13 protein-coding genes are annotated in these 19,069 nt (G+C 64.5%); 7 read left to right on the plus strand and 6 right to left on the minus strand.

All coding sequences use genetic code 11. The features are described 5' to 3' along the window. Positions 1-119 precede the first annotated feature (119 nt). The 3 genes from gltX to G6N46_RS07525 are packed head-to-tail and all read right to left on the minus strand — an operon-like array spanning position 120 to position 3,578. Complete coding sequence (gene gltX / locus G6N46_RS07515) at positions 120-1,577, minus strand: glutamate--tRNA ligase (RefSeq protein WP_138248783.1); 1,458 nt, start codon at positions 1,575-1,577, stop codon at positions 120-122. Position 1,578: 1 nt separating this feature from the next. Beyond that, complete coding sequence (locus G6N46_RS07520; RefSeq protein WP_029105771.1) at positions 1,579-2,361, minus strand: fumarylacetoacetate hydrolase family protein; 783 nt, start codon at positions 2,359-2,361, stop codon at positions 1,579-1,581. A 26-nt stretch (positions 2,362-2,387) separates the two neighbouring features. Further along, complete coding sequence (locus tag G6N46_RS07525) at positions 2,388-3,578, minus strand: alpha/beta hydrolase family protein (RefSeq protein WP_406801364.1); 1,191 nt, start codon at positions 3,576-3,578, stop codon at positions 2,388-2,390. A 75-nt stretch (positions 3,579-3,653) separates the two neighbouring features. On the opposite strand from G6N46_RS07525, the gene G6N46_RS07530 reads away from it, so the two are divergent. Next, a complete protein-coding gene (locus tag G6N46_RS07530; protein ID WP_138248782.1) occupies positions 3,654-4,868 on the plus strand; it encodes an MFS transporter in 1,215 nt (404 codons plus the stop codon). Positions 4,869-4,954: 86 nt separating this feature from the next. Here the strand turns inward: G6N46_RS07530 and G6N46_RS07535 are convergent, their stop codons facing one another. After that, positions 4,955-6,709 carry a hypothetical protein gene (locus G6N46_RS07535; RefSeq protein ID WP_138248781.1) on the minus strand — a complete coding sequence of 585 codons (1,755 nt, stop codon included), beginning with the start codon at positions 6,707-6,709 and terminating at the stop codon, positions 4,955-4,957. A gap of 244 nt (positions 6,710-6,953) precedes the next feature. Between G6N46_RS07535 and G6N46_RS07540 the strand changes: the two genes are divergently transcribed. Genes G6N46_RS07540 through G6N46_RS07555 form a run of 4 tightly spaced genes read left to right on the plus strand, consistent with a single transcriptional unit; the run spans position 6,954 to position 9,304 of the window. Then, positions 6,954-7,442, plus strand: a complete 489-nt coding sequence (locus G6N46_RS07540) for a hypothetical protein (protein ID WP_138248780.1) — start codon at positions 6,954-6,956, stop codon at positions 7,440-7,442. Continuing rightward, the gene (locus tag G6N46_RS07545) at positions 7,435-8,235 is read left to right on the plus strand and encodes a hypothetical protein (RefSeq protein WP_138248779.1); all 801 of its coding nucleotides are present in this window, start codon (positions 7,435-7,437) and stop codon (positions 8,233-8,235) included. Before G6N46_RS07540 ends, G6N46_RS07545 begins: the two co-directional genes overlap by 8 nt. Positions 8,236-8,243: 8 nt before the next feature. Then, a complete protein-coding gene (locus G6N46_RS07550; RefSeq protein ID WP_234880612.1) occupies positions 8,244-8,984 on the plus strand; it encodes an EspA/EspE family type VII secretion system effector in 741 nt (246 codons plus the stop codon). Between the two features lie 2 nt (positions 8,985-8,986). After that, the gene (locus tag G6N46_RS07555; RefSeq protein ID WP_138248778.1) at positions 8,987-9,304 is read left to right on the plus strand and encodes an ESX-1 secretion-associated protein; all 318 of its coding nucleotides are present in this window, start codon (positions 8,987-8,989) and stop codon (positions 9,302-9,304) included. Between the two features lie 176 nt (positions 9,305-9,480). Here the strand turns inward: G6N46_RS07555 and G6N46_RS07560 are convergent, their stop codons facing one another. Both G6N46_RS07560 and G6N46_RS07565 read right to left on the minus strand, forming a co-directional pair. Next, positions 9,481-10,428 carry an HNH endonuclease gene (locus G6N46_RS07560; protein ID WP_138248777.1) on the minus strand — a complete coding sequence of 316 codons (948 nt, stop codon included), beginning with the start codon at positions 10,426-10,428 and terminating at the stop codon, positions 9,481-9,483. Further along, positions 10,425-10,724, minus strand: a complete 300-nt coding sequence (locus G6N46_RS07565) for a helix-turn-helix domain-containing protein (RefSeq protein WP_138248776.1) — start codon at positions 10,722-10,724, stop codon at positions 10,425-10,427. The genes G6N46_RS07560 and G6N46_RS07565 overlap by 4 nt, the downstream gene beginning before the upstream one ends. Positions 10,725-10,863: 139 nt before the next feature. Between G6N46_RS07565 and pglW the strand changes: the two genes are divergently transcribed. Beyond that, positions 10,864-15,078, plus strand: a complete 4,215-nt coding sequence (gene pglW / locus G6N46_RS07570) for a BREX system serine/threonine kinase PglW (protein ID WP_138248775.1) — start codon at positions 10,864-10,866, stop codon at positions 15,076-15,078. After that, positions 15,079-18,618, plus strand: a complete 3,540-nt coding sequence (gene pglX, locus G6N46_RS07575) for a BREX-2 system adenine-specific DNA-methyltransferase PglX (protein WP_138248774.1) — start codon at positions 15,079-15,081, stop codon at positions 18,616-18,618. Positions 18,619-19,069 lie beyond the last annotated feature (451 nt).

Genomic DNA, 19,069 nt, shown 5'->3' on the forward strand with positions numbered 1-19,069 from the left:
CATCACCGCAGGTCACGGGCATCTTCGGCCTGGAAACCTCAGCGGATGTTCGCCGCTTTGCGCTTTCCGGGCCGACGAGCAGACTACCAAACAGTTGGCCCTGCCTTTAAATCGCCCGCTCACAGGCCGTTTCGGGCCGCCTGCAACCGCGCCAGACTGCGCTCACGGCCGAGCAATTCCATCGACTCGAACAGCGGCGGGCTGACCGTCGCGCCGGTGACCGCCACCCGGATGGGACCGAACGCCTTGCGGGGCTTGAGTTCCAGGCCGTCCAGCAGCGCCGCCTTGAGCGCGGCCTCGATGTTGGCGGTGTTCCACTCGCCGACGCCCGCCAAGGCGCTCAGCGTCGCGTCCAGGACCTCGGCAGCCTCGGGCTTGAGTTCCTTGGCCGCCGACTTCTCGTCGATCACGTAGGCGTCGTCGTTGAAGAACTTCACGAGGTCCCACGCGTCGCCGAGGACCACGATGCGGGTCTGGATCAACTCGGCCGCCGCGGCGAAAGCCAAGGCGTTCAACGTGGTGTCGTGGCCGTGCGCGTCGAGATACGCCTTGAGCCGTGCGGCGAAGTCCTCCGGGGCCAGCCGGCGGATGTGCTCGGCGTTGATGGCGTCGGCCTTCTTCTGGTCGAAGCGCGCCGGGTTCGAGTTGACGTCGGCCACGTCGAACGCCGCCACCATCTCGTCGAGGCTGAAGAGGTCGTTGTCGTCGGCGATGCCCCAGCCCAGCAACGCCAGGTAGTTCAGCAGGCCCTCGGGGATGAATCCGCGGTCGCGGTGCAGGAACAGGTTGGACTGCGGGTCGCGCTTGGACAGCTTCTTGTTACCGTCACCGAGAACGCTTGGCAGGTGGGCGAATTGCGGCACCGCGTCGGCGACACCGATCCGGATCAGCGCCTGGTACAGCGCGATCTGCCGCGGCGTCGACGGCAGCAGATCCTCGCCGCGCAGCACATGGGTGATCTTCATCAGCGCGTCGTCGACCGGATTGACCAAGGTGTACAACGGCTCTCCGCTCGCGCGCGTGATCGCGAAGTCCGGAACCACGCCGGCGGCGAAGGTCGTCTCGCCACGCACCAGGTCCACCCAGGAGATGTCCTCGTCGGGCATCTTGAGGCGCAGCACCGGCTTTCGGCCCTCGGCCTCGAACGCGGCCTTCTGCTCGGCGGTGAGGTCGCGGTCGTAGTTGTCGTAGCCCAGCTTGGGGTTACGGCCCGCCGCGAGGTGCCGGGCCTCGACCTCTTCGGGCGTCGAGTAGGCCTCGTAAACCTCGCCCGCGGCAAGCAGTTTCGCGATCACGTCGCGGTAGAGGTCGCCGCGCTGCGACTGCCGGTACGGCTCGTAGGGGCCGCCGACCTCGGGCCCCTCATCCCAGTTCAGCCCGAGCCAGCGCAGCGCGTCGAGGATCGCGTTGTAGCTCTCCTCGCTGTCGCGCGCAGCATCGGTGTCCTCGATCCGGAAGACGAAGTCGCCACCGGTGTGTCGCGCGTACGCCCAGTTGAAGAGGGCGGTGCGGACCAGGCCGACGTGCGGCGCGCCGGTCGGCGACGGACAGAAGCGAACCCTGACAGGTGTGTTCACGTTATTTCCCTTTACGCACAACAGGATTGGAGAGGGTGCCGATACCCTCGACGGTGATGCTGACGGTGTCGCCGTCCTCGATCGGGCCGACGCCCTCGGGGGTTCCGGTGAGGATGATGTCGCCGGGCAGCAGCGTCATGACGGCCGAGACCCATTCGATGATGGCGCCGACATCGTGCAACAGCAGCGCGGTGTTGCTGTCCTGCCGCTTCTCGCCGTTCACCTCGGTGCGGATGTCCAGATCGGCCGGGTCCACGGCGGTCTCGATCCACGGGCCGACCGGGCAGAACGTGTCGTGCCCCTTGGCCCGCATCCACTGGCCGTCCTTCTTCTGCTGATCACGTGCCGAGACATCGTTCGCGATCGTGTAGCCGAGGATGTAGTCCTTGGCCTTGGCCGCCGGGATGTCCTTGCCCGGACGTTCGATGACCACCGCCAGTTCGCCCTCGTGGTGCACGGGGTTGGCGTCGGCGGGCAGCTGGATCGGGATGTTCGGCCCGATGATCGCGGTGTTCGGCTTGAGGAAGATCACCGGATCCTCGGGCGGCTCGCTTCCCATCTCACGGGCGTGTGCCGCGTAGTTCTTGCCCATGCAGATCACCTTGCTGGCCAGGATCGGCGCCAGCAGCCGGACGTCGGCCAGCGGCCAGGAGCGCCCGGTGAAGGTGGGGTTGCGGGACAGGTACTGCTCAGCGATTTCTTTGCAGACCGCATCGGAGTTCGGGTCGCCCTCGATCACCACAAAAGCGACGCCGTCTGGACTGGCAATTCGACCTAGGCGCATCCGTCCAGCCTAGTGAGGCCCGCTGGTCAGCCCGCGAACTGGGCTTGCAGGAAGGGAGTCGAGTCGGCCATCGAGGTCAGCACGGTGCTGGAGTGGTCATCCTCGGGGTAGACGTACAGCGCCACGTCCTGGCCGTTGGCCTTGAGCTGATCGGCGAACTTCAGGGTCGACGACGGCGGTACGTCACGGTCCTTGAGGCCGACGCCGAGGAAGATCGGCCGGTCGTAGCCCGCGATGGGCGTGCCCATGAAGTCGGCCAGCGCCCGGCGCATGTCCGGTAGCGACGCCAGTGGGGCGGAGAAGAACTGTGGCGGCGTGAGGCCCGTCACCGCCGCACTCAGTGGTGCGGTGCACAGGGTCTCGGCCTGGTCCGCCGCGGTCAGACCGGCCGGCGTGAGCACACTGTTGACGTCCGGGCGCAGCTCCCGGAAGCCGGCGAGGATGTAGGCCGTGTAGGCCGACGCGATGGGACCCAACCCGGGCGGCAGCACCATGTCGGGGCCTGCCGTGATGATGACGTCGTCGATGTTCGCCGGGGTGCCGGTCGCCACGACACCGCGGTAGTCCAGGCCGCTCCCCTTGCTGAATTCGGTGGCCCACCGTGCGCTCGCGACCGCCGCCGCGCCGCCCTGGGACTGACCGACCAGAGCCCACTTCGGCGACAGCGGCAGGTTCATGTGATGCGCGGCGATCACCGAATCGATGATGGCGTGCGCGGTGGCGACGCTGTTGAGGTAGCTCATCAGACCCGGGGTGCCCAGACCCGTGTAGTCGGATCCGACGACGACGTAACCCTCATTCAGCCAGTGGCTCAGATACTCGTTGTCGCGTGCGCTGCGTGGCTGCGCCGAGGGCGTGCAGTCGTCACCCAGGCCGACGGTGCCGTGCGCCCAGGCGATGACGGGCCAGCCGCCCGGCGGGGCCTCGCCGGGCGGCACGAACACCACGCCGGTACTGACCGCCGGTGAATTGTGTTGGTCGGTGGTCGAATACAGGATTCGGTAGGCGCGGGCCGCACCGGCGACCGACAGCTCGGGGTTCAGCGGGACGGTCCGGATGAGCCCACCCGGCGGCGATACCCGGTCCGCGAACGCCCGGGCGTCCAGGCCCGACCAGTTCGGCGCAGCTGCCGATGCCGTCGGTATCGGTGCCGCCACCAGCATCAGGCCGGCCACGAAGGCCCCCGTCAAACGTGAGAAGTACGCGCGCTGAGCCATGTTGCCGACCCTAGTTGTTCTCATATATTGAGAAATGGATTCATATCTTGAGAAGCCTGGTGGCACCATGAAGCCATGGTCACCAACGTCTCAGCCGTCCGCCGCTGGTCGATGCTGGTGATCGCGCTCGGCTCGACGATGTGCGCCAACGTCTTCATCAACGGCGCCGCCTTTCTGATCCCGACGCTGCACGGCGAGCGCGGCCTCGACCTGTCGCGTGCCGGTCTGGTCTCCGCCATGCCGAGCTTCGGCATGGTCCTGACGCTCATCGCGTGGGGCTGGGTGGTCGACCGGGTCGGCGAACGGTTCGTGCTGACCGTCGGGTCGTTGCTGACCTCGGCGGCGGCGTTCGCGGCGGCGTGGGCCGACTCGTTGGTGGCGGTCGGAGCCTTCCTGTTGTTGGGCGGCATGGCGGCCGCGAGTTCCAATTCCGCGAGCGGCCGGCTGGTGGTCGGCTGGTTCCCGCCCGAGCAACGCGGGCTCGTGATGGGCATCCGCCAGACGGCGCAGCCACTCGGAGTTGGGCTGGGCGCCTTGGTGATTCCGCGCCTGGCCGAGTCGTCAGGGGTATCGGCCGCGCTGTTGTTCCCCGCGATCGCCTGTCTGGTCGCCGCCGTGGTGACCGTCATCGGCGTCATCGATCCGCCCCGGCCGCCCCGATCCTCCGCCCCCGCAACCGATCTGGCCAATCCCTACCGCGGGTCGTCGGTACTGGCGCGCATCCATGCCGTGTCGGTGTTGCTGGTCGCGCCGCAGTGCCTGGTGTGGACCTTCTCGCTGGTGTGGCTGATGACAGCGCACGGCTGGTCGGCCGGCGCGGCGGGCGCGATGGTGACGGTGGCCCAATTGTGCGGTGCCGCAGGGCGAATCGGCGCCGGCCGGTGGTCGGATGTGATGGGCTCGCGGCTGCATCCGGTACGCGTGATCGCGGTTGCCGCCGGGGTCTCCATGGGACTGCTGGCGTTGACCGACTACCTGCACTGGCCGGTGGCCGTGTTCCTGATGGTGGTGGCGTCGGTGGTCACCGTGACCGATAACGGACTGTCGTTCACCGCAATTGCCGAAATCGCAGGGCCGTTCTGGAGTGGCCGGGCGCTGGGTGTGCAGAACACGACGCAATTGCTGACGGCAGGCATCGTGCCGCCGGTGTTCGGCGCCCTGATCGGAGCCTTCGGGTTCCCGGCCGCGTTCGCGGTGTGCGCGCTGTTCCCGGTGCTGGCCGTGCCGTTGGTCCCGGTGGCCGCAGACCCGTTGCGCGCCAACCCTGTTTCCGACCCCGTGCCGCATTGATCGTGCGCCTGCGCCGTGCGACACTCGCAAGTCTTCAGCGCTGACGCACAGTCGATCGCAGCGCGCGTCGACTCCAGTCACAGCCGTCACTCCAGCCGCGGCCCTCCTACCTGATACCGATCTCTCACCTGAATGATCGAATGGCGGCGCGCAGCCGTCAGCAAGTCCGCCGCACCGAGCGCGACCTCGCCGTAAAGAAGTTGTGGGTCAACTCCGTTCGCGCGTAGCAACGGATCGGCGCGTTGCGAAACGCTGCCCTTGATCCCGAACCATTCGAGGAGTTCAGCCACCTGCGGCGTGCCGAATCGGCCGATGGAGTGGTTGGCTCGGCAGATCACCCAGGCCACGGCGGCCGCTCCGCGTTCCAACGATGCCTTACGACGGAAGATCGCTGGATCGGCCACCGCAGCACGGCCCAGGAAGCGACGCATCGCCGTCCGGTGCTCGACATCGAAGAGCTCGTCCGCGCAGCGGTCGCACAGGGCCAGCACCTTCTCGACGGCGGGCCGGATGTCGTCGGCTATGCCCGCCCAGTCAAACGACTCATCATCCAATGGCTCGTCGGTCAGATTCTGCAACTGGAAATGGCCGCCGACCATCGCGTCCAAGCGCTCGAGCATGATCTCAGCGAGGCTTGGGTCGTCATCGTCGAATCCGCCGAAGCCCTCCCCCAGCAACCGGGCGGCCAGCGCCGCCGCACCCTGCGGACGATCCGTCCGGATCATCCGCTGAAATTCGCCTTCCCATCTACCGACGGACGTCAAGGTCTCGGCCGTGAGGGTGGCGCTGATGCCTTGGCCGAGATGGCAGTAGGCGATGAATGAGCGCAACACGTTCGGTAGCTGTGCGAGATACCCCGTGTCCGCCACTATCTTTCGCGGAGCCCAGTCCACGAGGAGGATTTCAACGTTGACGGGGCTCCAGCGGTAGGGATCACCGGGTCCCCATTCGGTCGCGAACCACAAGATCGAGTCCAGCAGACCACGCGCATCGGCGGTGTCCATGGCGTCACCGAACCGCGAGGCGAAGAAATCGTCGGCGATTGCCGTTCTCTCCTCGTCGGTCCATTCATGACGTTCCGGCACCGCGCCTCCGGCCGGCTGCATACGCACCAGCCACTCCACGAGAGGCCGGCACATGGGCCAGGACTCCGACTCCAACGGCGGGAACAATCGGGATCCGTAATCGATCGCCTTCTCGACTATCGCCCGCGCCTCAGCCGGGTCGAACGGTGTCAGTGACTGCCCGTCTTCGATCGACGGTTGTAGCCGCTCCAGCACGACTGAAATCGGTTCCGGAATGACGAATGCGTCTTTGACCACCGTGCCCATGTTGTGGTCGACATAAACCAGCGCCGTCAGCTGCCGGCCGTCGGGCAGCGTCGCGCCGAAAAAGTAGTCGTCACCGTCGCCAAGAACGTGCGTCAGGATCCACACTTCCGGGTCGGCACGGGTATTCGCCAGGGCGCCAAGCCAATTCGGCAACGGTTGGCGGCGCGCGGCCAATTCGCGATCGATACGCGCCGCCATCGCCTGGTCCGGCACCAGCTCGCGGACGACGGACAACGCGGCCGTGGTCTGCGCGAACGAGGTACCGATAAACGACTCGATCAGGGCGTCGAGACTGGGGCCATCGTCATCGCGGGCCCAGGGATTGCGAGAGCGCGGATCGGTGGCAGTGATCAGCCCACTCACGAGTTCGAGCAATGCCAGAGGCTGGTCGGAGCGCAACGCAGTACGCAGCGCCTGGAACAGCGGCTGATCCTCGGGTCTGACCGAAGGCGGAGGCGGCACCGACCGAAGGTGACGCTTGGGTTGCTTGCCACGGGCAGACTTGGACATACCGGTCAGCGTAGGGTGTCGCTGATGGACGGAGGGTGAGCGAACCGCTCCTCACCTACGGATTCGTGTCGGACCGGGCGCGAAACCACGACAATTCAAGTGAAGTACCTGAGGTCAAAATCTCTTTGTGACTTCACTTTGTCCGGCCACTTCGACCAATTCTCGCAAGAAGGTGTCCGGAAGGGGACACCGCGTGGAATAGGCTGGGTCAGGCACCAACTCGGCGAAAGTGGAACAGCATCGTATGCCCGCGCATCTCGAATCCGACGAATGGGACGACGACCACAGCGATCTCGATGCTCTTGGCTATGCCTCCGACTCCGTCGAATCGGACACCGACGGCACCGACCTCGATGCCGTCGCCGCGACTCCCCCGGACGACGATGACGCGGTCATACCCGTGTCATCCGCCAGCAACCCGGCCGACACCATCACCGTCACCGCGTATCTCACCGGCGTCATCGCGCGCGTCGACCTCGACAGCAGCGTCACGGCGCTGACGGAATCCCAACTCTCCCAGCAGATTCAGGCGGTGGCAGAGGTGGCGGTGAAGCGTGCTTCCGCGGTCATGCACATCGCGATGGTCAAGGTCCTCATGGACGACGGCATGGACTTTCCGCAGGCGCGGGACTTCGCCGAGAACATGCTGCCGTTCACCACGCCCGCCCAGGCCGACGCTGCTGCCGTCGAACTCGTCGCCCGCTTCGCAGACGGCGATCTCGACCATGCCTGACGCCGGCACGACGAAAACCCCGAAGCGGGGACTCCAAAAGTCCGTACTCGTTGGCGCCGTTGTCGTCTGCTTGATCTGGGCAGGCGCCAGTGCATGGTCAGGCCGCTATGTGACCGCAGCTGTGGCATTGGGCCTGGCGGCATGGTGGTTCAACGCGCTTCGAGCCCCGTTCGCCATGACCACCGCGGCCCCGGAATGCAGTTACGACGCGAACGGCACCACGTTGCATCCCGACCAGCGCCTGGAGCGGGTGGGACGGATGACGTACGTCCTCGGCATCCCGGCGTGCGCGGCGATGGGATTCCTGGGGATCTACGACATGGTGCATCAGGGTATTTCACCGCTTCACCCATCAGCCGGCGACAATCCGGTCGAGGTCATCGGGCGCCTGTACAAGCTCGCCTTCGGGGTGTGCGCATTCGTCTTGATTCCCTTCTGGCTTAGCCAGCGCAAGAACGGGATGGGCTGGATCCGCCTGAACTCTGACGGATACCAGTTTCTGGACGGCCTGAAGACGGGTAGCGGGCGCTGGAGCGACCTCGAGGCGGTGACCGACCAATTAGACGGTGTGGAGGGACGCTTCACTCCGCTGGTGTTCCGGTCGGCCGACGGCAGCATTGCCTCAATCGAGTCCTCGGCAATGTACGCCGGGCCCGACGGCCGTCCGCTGTACGAACTGGTGCGGTACTACTGGCAGCATCCCGAATCTCGGGGCGAACTCACCAACGGGCAAGCGCTCGAACGATTTACCCGATATCGCGATGACGCCGCACCATCGAAGGGGGTACGCTGATGGGGACGATGGTCGACCTCTACAACTCTGCGAATTACTGGTACAGCGGCTACCAGCACGTCACCGGAATGGGCGAGAGTCCAGGTTGGGCGGCGGGTGGCATCGCCGCGGATTTCGTCGGATTCATGCAGCCCATCGGCCACGCAGCGGCAAGCGCCCTCGGGGCCACGAGAGCGGCGGCGGCACTCGAGACGCCCATCATTGAAGCCGCCCTGACCTCGATGAACGTCATGAACAATCTGTGTGGCTTCGGCGGCCCGGACAAGGGCGAGCAGTTTGCACAGGGAGCAGACGCCTTCAATGCCGTGAAAGACGAATTGGGATCGTGCCGCCCGCCGGACAGTTGGCAGGGCAGCAGCTCCGAAGCCTACGAGGATCGCAACACCGAGCATCAGCAGCGGGCAGAGTCCTTGGCAGAGGTCGACCGCACGATTCACGACGTCCTGAACAAAGAGGCCGAGCAGGTGGAATCGACCCGGACCAACATCGATCACAACCAAACCATCCTCACCGCCTTCATCCCGCCTGCGGTCGCCGCCATGGCCGTGGAACTGCCACCGGGCGCCGGCATAGCGCTGTCCATGTCGATCCAGACCGCCGGTGTCGCCGCGACTCTGCCGTTCTGCATGGAAGCCTTCGCCCAACTCGGCAGCGACGCCGCGCACAACGCCACACTCATTCGCCGTGCCGGGGCGTCGTACGACCAGATCGCATCGGCGGCGCAGGCCGCCACCCAGGCAGGGAGCTGATCATGAGTGGTGAATTGAAGGTCACACCAACAGATTTGACCGAGCTGTCCGGCAGGCACCAAGGAGTCGCCGAGCATCTGGGCACCGCGGGCGCCGTCACCGAGGGCGCCACCGGGAGCGTCGTGCTGACCCACGGGCTGGTGTGCAGTCTCACCTCGGCCGCTCTGGGCTCCGCGCAGTCATCGCGCGACGCAGCGGTTCGGGCGATGCAAGCCGCCTCGAACAGCCTGGCCGGCCGGCTCGACACTGCCGCGAGTAAATACACCGCGACCGACGCTCACGAAGGCTCGGTATTGGACCAGGAGATGCCGCCTCGCTGAGAAGGTGTTGCTTTGGTGTTCGACGTCCGCTGTCTCGGACGGATGCCGCCGCCCCTACGCCGAGCGTGGTACCTGATGAGCCGACACGCGAACGCACACCTCGGCGACTCGCACGCTCGGCGTAGTCGCCAGTCTCAGCTAAGACCAGATCTGGATGGCCCGCGATCTATCGCAGCTCACGAGGCCGCAATGAACACCTCGTCGTTGTGCCACTCCAAAAACTCTCTCGCCGGACGATCTGCTCGACGGTCGGGGAGATTGATGCGTTGGCCCTCCCGCTGATAGAACCAGTCACCGTTGCCGAAGCGCTCACGCAGCGCGGGGCTGACCCGTAATCGGTGCTTGGGGTCGACCGCAATGAAGCCACGGTCAAACAGCGTGTGAACGTCCGAGCGCAGCAGCAAGCCGTTGTCGATGCGATGGTCACCACCCGCCGCGACCGGAAATATGTGCGCCGCTTCGAGAACCGGTCGCACTTTGTCGCCGGTGATCGCACAGTGGTGGTTGTAGGTTTCGGCGACAACCGCCTTGAAGGCCTGCTGACCGATGCGCGGGACCGCGAGGACCGGCGCGCCGCGCGTCATCTCCGACAGCAACGGAACGTGGGCGTCGGCGAGGAGTTGATACTGCAGCAACGCTTCGACGACCGAGTGCCCTGGCCCGATCGACTCGAGGTCGTAAGCTCGCCCACGAACGAGGTTGAGCGCGAAGTCGTCTGGGGCAGGCAGAGTCTCACCCTCATCGAACAACACCACGTTGTTCAGGTAGACGCATCCGATCAGGGGGTCCTCGAACCGGCCAAGCGGATGGTTCCGATACTGCTCGATGCTCGCTCGCAACTGCTCAAACGAATCAACCCCGTTCGCGGCGCCGAGCAAGTCCCACGCTTCTCCGACGGTTGAACGCGCGAAGCCGGAGAACATGCCCACCCCGACAATGCGGTTACTCAGCGCAGGATATTTGCGGTCAACGTGTGTCTTGAAGACAAACGCCTGACCTCGCGCAATAGCACCAAACCCCTGACCCGCGCTCGGCAGCCAGAAGTTGACTTCGTCATGCTCCGGACCGCTGGCGAGCAGACGGCGATACCAGTCAAGGTCAGTGACGCCGACGTACGCGTTCATTCGAAGATCGCCGTCACCAACTCGGGTACAGACACTCCTAATACGTCGCTCAACGCGACGAGTGTCGACAGCCGCGGGTTCGCCGGCCTCTTGGTCCTGCGGTTGCTCAGACCGTTCTCCAGCAGTTGGTAGTGGTTGCGGCTCATGCCCGCAGCTTCAGCCACCACTTCCTGAGTGAGCCCACGCGCTTCGCGCAGATTGCTTAGTCGTCGCCCGAGAGCCTGCGCCAGAGCTCGTTCGATCTCGGACTGCGGCACCCCTGCAATCTGCCGAGGCACCAATTCGCCGTCGACCATCTATACATGGCTTATGATCCGGATTGGTGGATGTCGCCGTCTATAGATGGCTAGAGCGAAGGGGGCAGGTGATCAGTTACATCACCGGCACCTTGTTCAGCCCGCTCCGCGATTCGCCCGTACTCCCCGCCGAGCAGCCATGAAAGACGGTCGCTGGGTCACGATCGCTGACTCGCAGTTCGCACACGAAAAGGAAGGCCTCGACGCCGTCAAGCGGGTGCTTCCCGACGCGCCGCCGTTCCGGGCCTGGGCCAACTTCGAATTCCGCGACAATCGCGGCCGCTGGCACGAGGTCGACCTACTGGTCCTGGCCCGCGACACCCTCTATCTGATCGAGCTCAAGCACTACCGCGGCATCCTGCGCGGCAACGACCACGTCTGGATGCGTGACGGGCATCGCGCCGAGGACTCACCGCTCCTGCTGGCTCGTCGCAAGGCCCAGTACTTCGCCTCACTGCTCAAAGACGCTATGCGCCAACGCGGTGGGCCGGAGGCCGCAAGAAAGATCCCGTTCGTCCAGGAATTGGTGTTCCTGCACCACGAGCAGTTCGTCTGCGATCTGCCCTCAAGTTCCCGGATCAATCTCTACGGCTTGGACGGTCACACCCGAACCACCGGACTGCCGGGCATCTCCGAGCGGCTGATGGCTCCAGCCCGCCGCGAACCGATCTCTGAGCATGACAGCAAGCTCATCGCCGGCCTCATGAAAGCCATCGGACTGGCACCCCGGCGCCAACGCGAAGTCGGCTCCTGGATCATCGACGATCAGCCACTCGGTGATGGCGACGGTTGGCAGGACTGGCCGGCGTTTCATCACGTCAACACCGAAGACCACGCGCGAATCCGGTTCTACACCACGGCCCCTGGCGCGACGGCAGCCGATGTGCACGCACACAAACAGGCCGTCACTCACGAGTACAACCTGCTGTCTCGGCTCACCTACGACGGTCTCCAGGCACCCAAGGACCTGGTCAACGAGCCGGAGCTGGGTATCGGTCTGGTGTTCGGGCAGCCGAAAGCCGATACCCCGCTCGACCTTTGGCTGGCCGACCACAAAGACACGGTCACGCTGGCCGAGCAGTTGGACCTGATCGCCAAGATCGCCGACATCGTGCACTACGCCCACCGCAACCGGGTAGTGCATCGCACACTGAACCCGCGCGCCATCGCGATCCGCGAGCGTGGCAAGACACTGCTGCCCCAGGTCACCGACTGGGACAGCGCCGGCGTGCTGCCAGCCAACCCCGATACAGAGGTCAGCCGGCTGTCGTCGGGGTCGCTGAGCCTGATGGCCGGCACGCCCAGCGACACTGCACGGTTGTTCGCCGCACCCGAAGGCCAGCGGCCCACTGATCCCGCCCGCATCGATGTGTTCGGCCTTGGCGCCCTTGCTTTTTACATCCTCACCGGCGGAACCGCGCCCGCCACCGAACGGGGCGAACTGCTCGACCGGCTGCGGCGTGACCGCGGGCTGGACCTGGCGGCCGAGCTGCCGCAAGTGCGGACTCCGTTGCGGCAGTTGGTTCTTGATGCCACGCATCCGAGCCCAGCCGAACGCACCGCCGATGTCGCCGATTTCGTAGCTCAACTCGCCGCGCTCAATGAGAAACTGTTCGAGAAATCCACCGGCACCGACCCGTTGGAAGCTTCCCCGGGCGCCGAATTGGCCGACGGACGATTCCTCTACAAGCGGCGCCTCGGCGCGGGGTCGACGGCGGTAGGCATCCTGGTCGAAGACCGTCAGGCCGGCGAGGCCGAGCGAGTGTTGAAGGTAGCCAGGGACTCTGAGGCTGCTGAACGACTTGCCGCCGAAGCCCAGATTCTCGGCCGGTTGGACAACAACGAACGGATCGTCACGCTCCACGCGATGGTGCCGGTTGGTCCGCGCATGGCGCTGGTGCTACAGAACGCCGGACGCACCACGCTGGCCGAGGAACTGACCGGCGGCCGCCGGTTGTCCATCGACGTGCAACAGCGCTGGGGTACTGACCTGCTGACCGCGCTGGTGACCCTGGAACGCAAAGGCATCACCCACCGCGACATCAAACCGTCGAATCTGGGTGTTTACCAGTCAAGTTCACGCGCCAACACGCATCTGGTGATGTTCGACTTCTCGATGGCCGGCGTCGATCCCCGCAACGTCGAGGCTGGCACTCCCCCATACTTGGATCCGTTCCTGGGCACCGGAACTCGCCGCCAGTACGACTCGGCCGCCGAACGTTACGGCGCCGCAGTGGTGCTGTTCGAGATGGCGACCGGCACGACGCCTCAGTACGGACCGGACCGCAACGCCAACCCAGTCACGGTCGACGACGACATCACGATCAATGCCGCGATGTTCGAGCCCACGTTGGCAGCGGCAATGGTCAGCTTCTTCACCTCGACGTTGTCCCGCGACGTTGAACGCCGTCCCGACACTGCCGAGGACATGCTGCGGGCCTGGCAGCAGGTTTTCGACGTCTCGCACACCGACACCGCGAGTGGTGACGAGGCGGCCGAAAAAGCTGATGCCACAACCACACTCACGGCAGCCGGCCTGAGTCCTCGCGCAGTATCGGCACTGGTGCCCGTCCAGGTCACCACCGTCGGTGAGCTGCTGGCGTTGGATTCGACGGCGCTGAATCGGTTGGTCGCGCGTGAGGCCAAAGACACCAGCAAGGAGATCAAGGACCGCTACCAGGCGTGGACCAAGCGGTTGGGCAGGCAGAAGCAGACACCGAAGACCACGCTGATGGGTCTGGACGAGGCGGTGTCTCGGCTCATGTCGGCCGTCTCCGGCCAGCGGGCGTCGACCCGCAAGGATGCGGCTGCGTTGATCCTCGGTGTCACGCCCGGCCTGGATGCATTCGCAAGTAGCACCGAGCTCGCGGAGAAGCTGGGCAAAGCCACTCAACGTGGACCGCAGTTGCTCAGAGAGCTGCAGGGTGATTGGGGTAGTAACCCAGCGACGCGCGAGCTGCTGGATGCGGTCATCGACATCGCGCGACGTGTGATCAACGACTACGGCGGCGTGGCAGCGATCAGCACCCTGACCGCTGAGATCCGGGCGCGGCTCCCCCAGACCGATATCGGTGCCGGCGACACCGCGGCACATACGTTGGCCGAACGGGCGGCCGGTGGGCTACTTCGAGTCGCGCTGGACCGCCTCAGCGAACACGAGCTACTCGACGGCGATAAGCAGCTGCTGCGTCGCCGTCACGGTCGACGACTGGCCCTGCTGGCCGAGGACGAAAGGCTGCTTGCTGCAGCTGATTCCGCGGCCAAGCGAGCGAACGACTTGGTATCGGCTGACGTCGATGCCGTTATTCCGCCACACACCGCTGCCCGGGAGTTGCGTACGGCATTCCAGGCCGGTTTCGACTCGGCATCTGATGGGAAAGCCACCGCGCCGGTACCCAGCGATGGACGGTTGATCCGGCTGGCTGCGTCGATCGGCCACAACACCGCGGTGTCGGGTCGCGGCGAGCTGCACAACGCGAATATGTCACCTTCCGCAGCGGTGCAGGTGGCGTTGACTGGTCTGGCGCAGAGCGAATCACTATCGGCGTCGCAGATCCGTAGCCGAGTGACCGCACGCTTCCCCGATCTGGACAAGGTTCCGACCCGGCCACATCTGGACGCCGTACTCGACCGCACCGATCTGAAACTCAAGTGGGACAACGACCGTCAGGTCTACTTCTTCCCCGACGCGCAGCCGGCCAGTGCCACCACCATGCACACCCGCGCACCCACCGATCTGCCGGCGGCTACCCATTCCACCGAAGCGGTCGATGGTGCACCGAACAACCTCGCGACGTTGAACCGCTCGATCGATGAGTGCGGTTTCGTCGCGATCGGGGTGCACGTACCGCCTGACCGTCCCGGCGAGCATGAGCGTGTTGCCCAACTGCTGGCCGAAGCCCACGGCGGCCGGGTGGTCGATGTGACGACTCGATTGATCGCGTCGATGCGAACTCTGGCTGAGCAACAAGGTGTTTCGTGGGATCTGATCCGCGGGGCCGATGCGGCTGAGGCCGGCACTGTCGATGCCCGCGGGTTGCGCGCGGTGATCGACCGCGTGGTGCCGCTGCTGCGGGACGAACTGCAAGCGGCTGTGTTCGACGGCGAAACCAGCCGCGCACCACTGATTCTCACCGAGGTGTCGCCGCTGGCCCGGTACGGACACCTCGACGTGCTGGCCAAACTCAGCGACCTGGCCGCGCCGCGGCGCCGACCGGTGTGGGTGGTCCTACCGCAGCTACGCGGGCAGACCGGGGCACTGGTGGACCGAAAGCCCATCCAACTGGGCTCTCCCGGTGGGCAATTCGTGTTGTGGCGGGGTGTGCCTGCCGGTTTCGATGAAGGAGTCAGGTAAATGGGTTGGGCACCAGCAGATTTGGTGGCGGCGCTGCGTAAGCAGGTGCTCATGCTGGAGGCCGACTTCAAAGTGCGCGTCGACGGCGATGACCCGCACCTGCGTGAGGACGGCGTGTACGAGGCGTGGAAACGCGACTACGACATCGCATTCGCCGCGAAACGCACCGCGTGGACCTGGCTGGAATGGCGCAATGACCGCATCACCCAGGCCGCAGTCGGCTGGGTACTGCTGACGGCGTTCGCTCGCTACTGCGAGGACAACGCCTTGGTTAGCCCACGCTGGATCGGCGGGGCGGATGCCGACCAGCGTGCCCATGCGCTCGACGCACGGCGAGCCTACTTCCAGGAGAACCCAGAGCACACCGACCGCGACTGGCTCCGCCAGATCATCGAGCACTTCGGCAAGTTCGACGCCACCATGGCCCTGGTCGACAAGTACGCGCCGCTGCATCTGGTTGCGCCGTCCGGTGACGCCGCACGCGCGTTGCTTGAATTCTGGTGGCAGCTAACCGATAACGGTGAGCCTGTCTATCTATTCATCGGTGAAGACACCCGATTCCTAGGCGACGTGTACCAGGACCTGTCCGAGTACGCGAAGAAAACCTACGCGCTGCTACAGACCCCCGAGTTCGTCGAAGAGTTCATCCTCGACCAGACCATGGAGCCGGCGCTGGCCGACCGGCCACTCGAAGGCTTCACGGTCATCGACCCGACGTGCGGGTCCGGCCACTTTCTGCTCGGCGCTTTCCATCGCCTGCATGAGCGGTGGCAGCGGGAGGCGCCCGGGCTCGGCGCACGCGAGTTGGTTAAGAACGCGCTCAACGGCGTGTACGGCGTCGACATCAATCCGTTCGCGGTGGCGATCGCGCGGTTCCGCTTACTTGTCGCAGCCATGCGGGCCGCCGGCGACAAGACCATCGAGCTGGACATTGATTACCGGCCGCACCTGACGGCTGGCGACAGCTTGCTGTGGGGTGCACCTCAACATTCGTTGCCCGAGGACTTGCTGGCGCGGGATACATCAAAGGCGTATCCCACTGAGGACGAAGACGCACTGGAAAAAATCCTGCAGCGAGGACATGACGTTGTGGTGGGCAATCCTCCGTACATCATCCCGAATGATCCAGCGCTCAACACCATGTATCGCGAGCGGTACAAGACAACCCATCGCCAATACGCGCTCTCGGTTCCATTCATGGAACTGTTCTTCCACCTCGCCTATGGTGTCTCGGGCCGCCGACCGGCAGGTTGGACGGGACAGATCACCTCAAATTCGTTCATGAAGCGCGGGTTCGGATCCAAGTTGGTCGAAGAGTTCATTCCGACGGTGGACCTACAATTCGTAATTGATTCTGAGGGTGCGTGGATTCCTGGACACAACATGGATGGAACGCCGACTACCATCCTCTTCGGACGCAATCGCCCGCCAGTTGCACCGACTGTTCGGGCGGTGCTCAGCAAGGGCATCCGGGAGACTTCGGCCGACGCCGCTGAGCGCGGACACGGACCGTACTGGTCTTCAATCGTCGAACACGTCGGCACTGCCGGCTACGAAGACGAACACATCAATGTCGAAGACATTCCACGCGATACATTAAAAGCACATCCATGGACACTCGCGGGCGGTGGAGCTGTCGATCTGAAACGTAAGATCGAATCGGCATGCTCGCGTCGCCTCTCTGAATCCATCTCTCCTCCAATCGGCCGCGCAATCCGTGCAGGTTCGGATGAGGCGTTCATACGTCCCGCATCTCACACACGTTGGCGTGGCGATTCATATTGCCGTCCTGTGTTGCTCGGCGAGGAAATACGGGACTGGTCTGAAAACTGCGAGAAACTCATCTTGTACCCGTACGTATTTGGCGCCAACAAAGTGCGCTCGGATTTTCCTCCAGACGAGCTTTGGCATCTGCGAACACAACTCCGACAACGCAAGACATTCCAGGGTGTAATGGAGGATGCTGGCCTCAAATGGTGGGAATATATGCAACACACCGCTAGTGCCTATTTCACCGAACTATCCATTGCTTTCAGCAATGTGAGCAGTCATAATCACTACACATTGGACCGCGGCGGACGCGTATTCACGTCTCACGCCCCGGTGATCAAACTCAGCGAGGACGCATCCGTGCAGGATCACCTGCGACTGCTGGGAGTCCTAAATTCATCTGTGGCGTGCTTCTGGCTAAAGCAGAGCAGCCAGCCAAGGGGCGGCGCAGCGGAGCATACATGGTCACGAACTTATGAGTTCACCGGTACCACGCTCCAAGCATTCCCGTTGCCGGCAAGTCTCCCCGGCGAACTCCCAAAGATTCTGGACCGCATTGCACACGACCTTCGTCAGCAGTTTCCGACTGAACTCGCCAACCGCCAAGCACCCACCGCCAGTGCCCTCGAAGCCGCAAGAACCGAGTCAAACCGAATGCGCAACTTGATGATTGCCAACCAGGAAGAACTCGACTGGGACTACTACCGCATCTACGGCCTGATCGACGACGACCTCACGTACCCGGGCGACTTGCCGGGTATCGCCCTCGGCGAGCGCACATTCGAGATCGCCCTGGCCCGCCGTATGAAGGACGGCGAGCAGACCGCCTGGTTCGATCGGCACGGCTCCACCCCCATCACCGAAATCCCCGAACACTTGCCTGCCGATTATCGAGAGCTGTTGCAGCGCAGGCTCGATGCCATCGAGTCGAACCCCCACATCCGCCTGCTGGAAAAGCCGGAATACAAGCGGCGCTGGGCATCTGAGCCTTGGGACAAGCAGGTCGAATCCGCATTACGAGGCTGGCTGCTCGACCGGGTCGAGGACAAGGCACTGTGGTTCGATCGCGATGGCCGGCCCACCCCGCAGTCGGTGGCACAGCTCGCCGACGTCCTCGACCGCAATGAGGAATTCCGGAATGTTCTGCGGTTGTGGGCCGGCGACCCCAACATCGCCACGGGTGCCGCGCTCGCGAAACTGCTTGCCGATGAATCAGTTCCGTTCCTCGCGGCCTACCGCTACAAGCCGTCTGGACTCGACAAGCGGGCCGCATGGGAAGACACCTGGGCACTGCAGCGTCGAGAGGACGCCGGCGAGAAACTCGCCAATCCCATCGCCGTACCACCGAAGTACAAGCCCGCCGACTTCGCCAAACCGTCGTACTGGTCGCACCGCGGCAAGCTCGACGTGCCCAAGGAGCGGTTCATCAGCTACCCCAATGCCGGGCGTGATACCGATTCCACCGAACTGCTGGGCTGGGCCGGCTGGGATCATGCCGACCAGGCGCTCTCTCTGGCCTCGCTGATCAGTCAGCGGATCGAAGATGGTTGGGACACTGCGAAACTCACGCCGCTGCTGGCCGGGCTTCATGAGCTCCAACCGTGGGTTCGGCAGTGGCACAACGAAATCGACCCCGAGTACGGCGAATCGGTATCCGACACCATCGACGATGAGCTGACCACCCGGCTCACCGAGCACCACCTGACCGTGACCGATCTGACGTCGTGGCGACCTGCGGCCCAGCCCCGACGAGGACGGTCGGCACGATGAACCTCAAACTACCGTCGGGCATTCTAAAGCCCCGGAAACGTGATGATCAGCGGTCCTCCGGGGCAGTTCGATCCCCACTATACCCGCACCACGCATCCGTTTCTCGTCCGACGGTCCCATTGCGGTCGATCGGATCGTCGGCGACTCAGCACAAGCAACAGATCCACCGTCAGGACATCACTGAGCCCCGGCGACATATCCGAAAGGTACAGGTCCACCGGGGCTTTTCACCGCTAACTCTACAACCCGGAAAGGCGCCAGAACTGTGCGTCAATCGGGTCCGTCGATCCCACACGATTGGGAGCCCGTCAGCCCACGGTTCCTGTCGGTGGGCCCGGATACCGTCGCGTGATGGTCACCAAGAAATGTGGAAGCCCCGGCAACGTGGCAATCAGCGGTCGTCCGGGGCTGTTCAAAGCCAGCATACACGTCGGGACCGTCTGAGGGAAAG

Origin of the sequence: Mycolicibacterium phocaicum (assembly GCF_010731115.1) — a bacterium.
GTDB classification, from domain to species: domain Bacteria; phylum Actinomycetota; class Actinomycetes; order Mycobacteriales; family Mycobacteriaceae; genus Mycobacterium; species Mycobacterium phocaicum.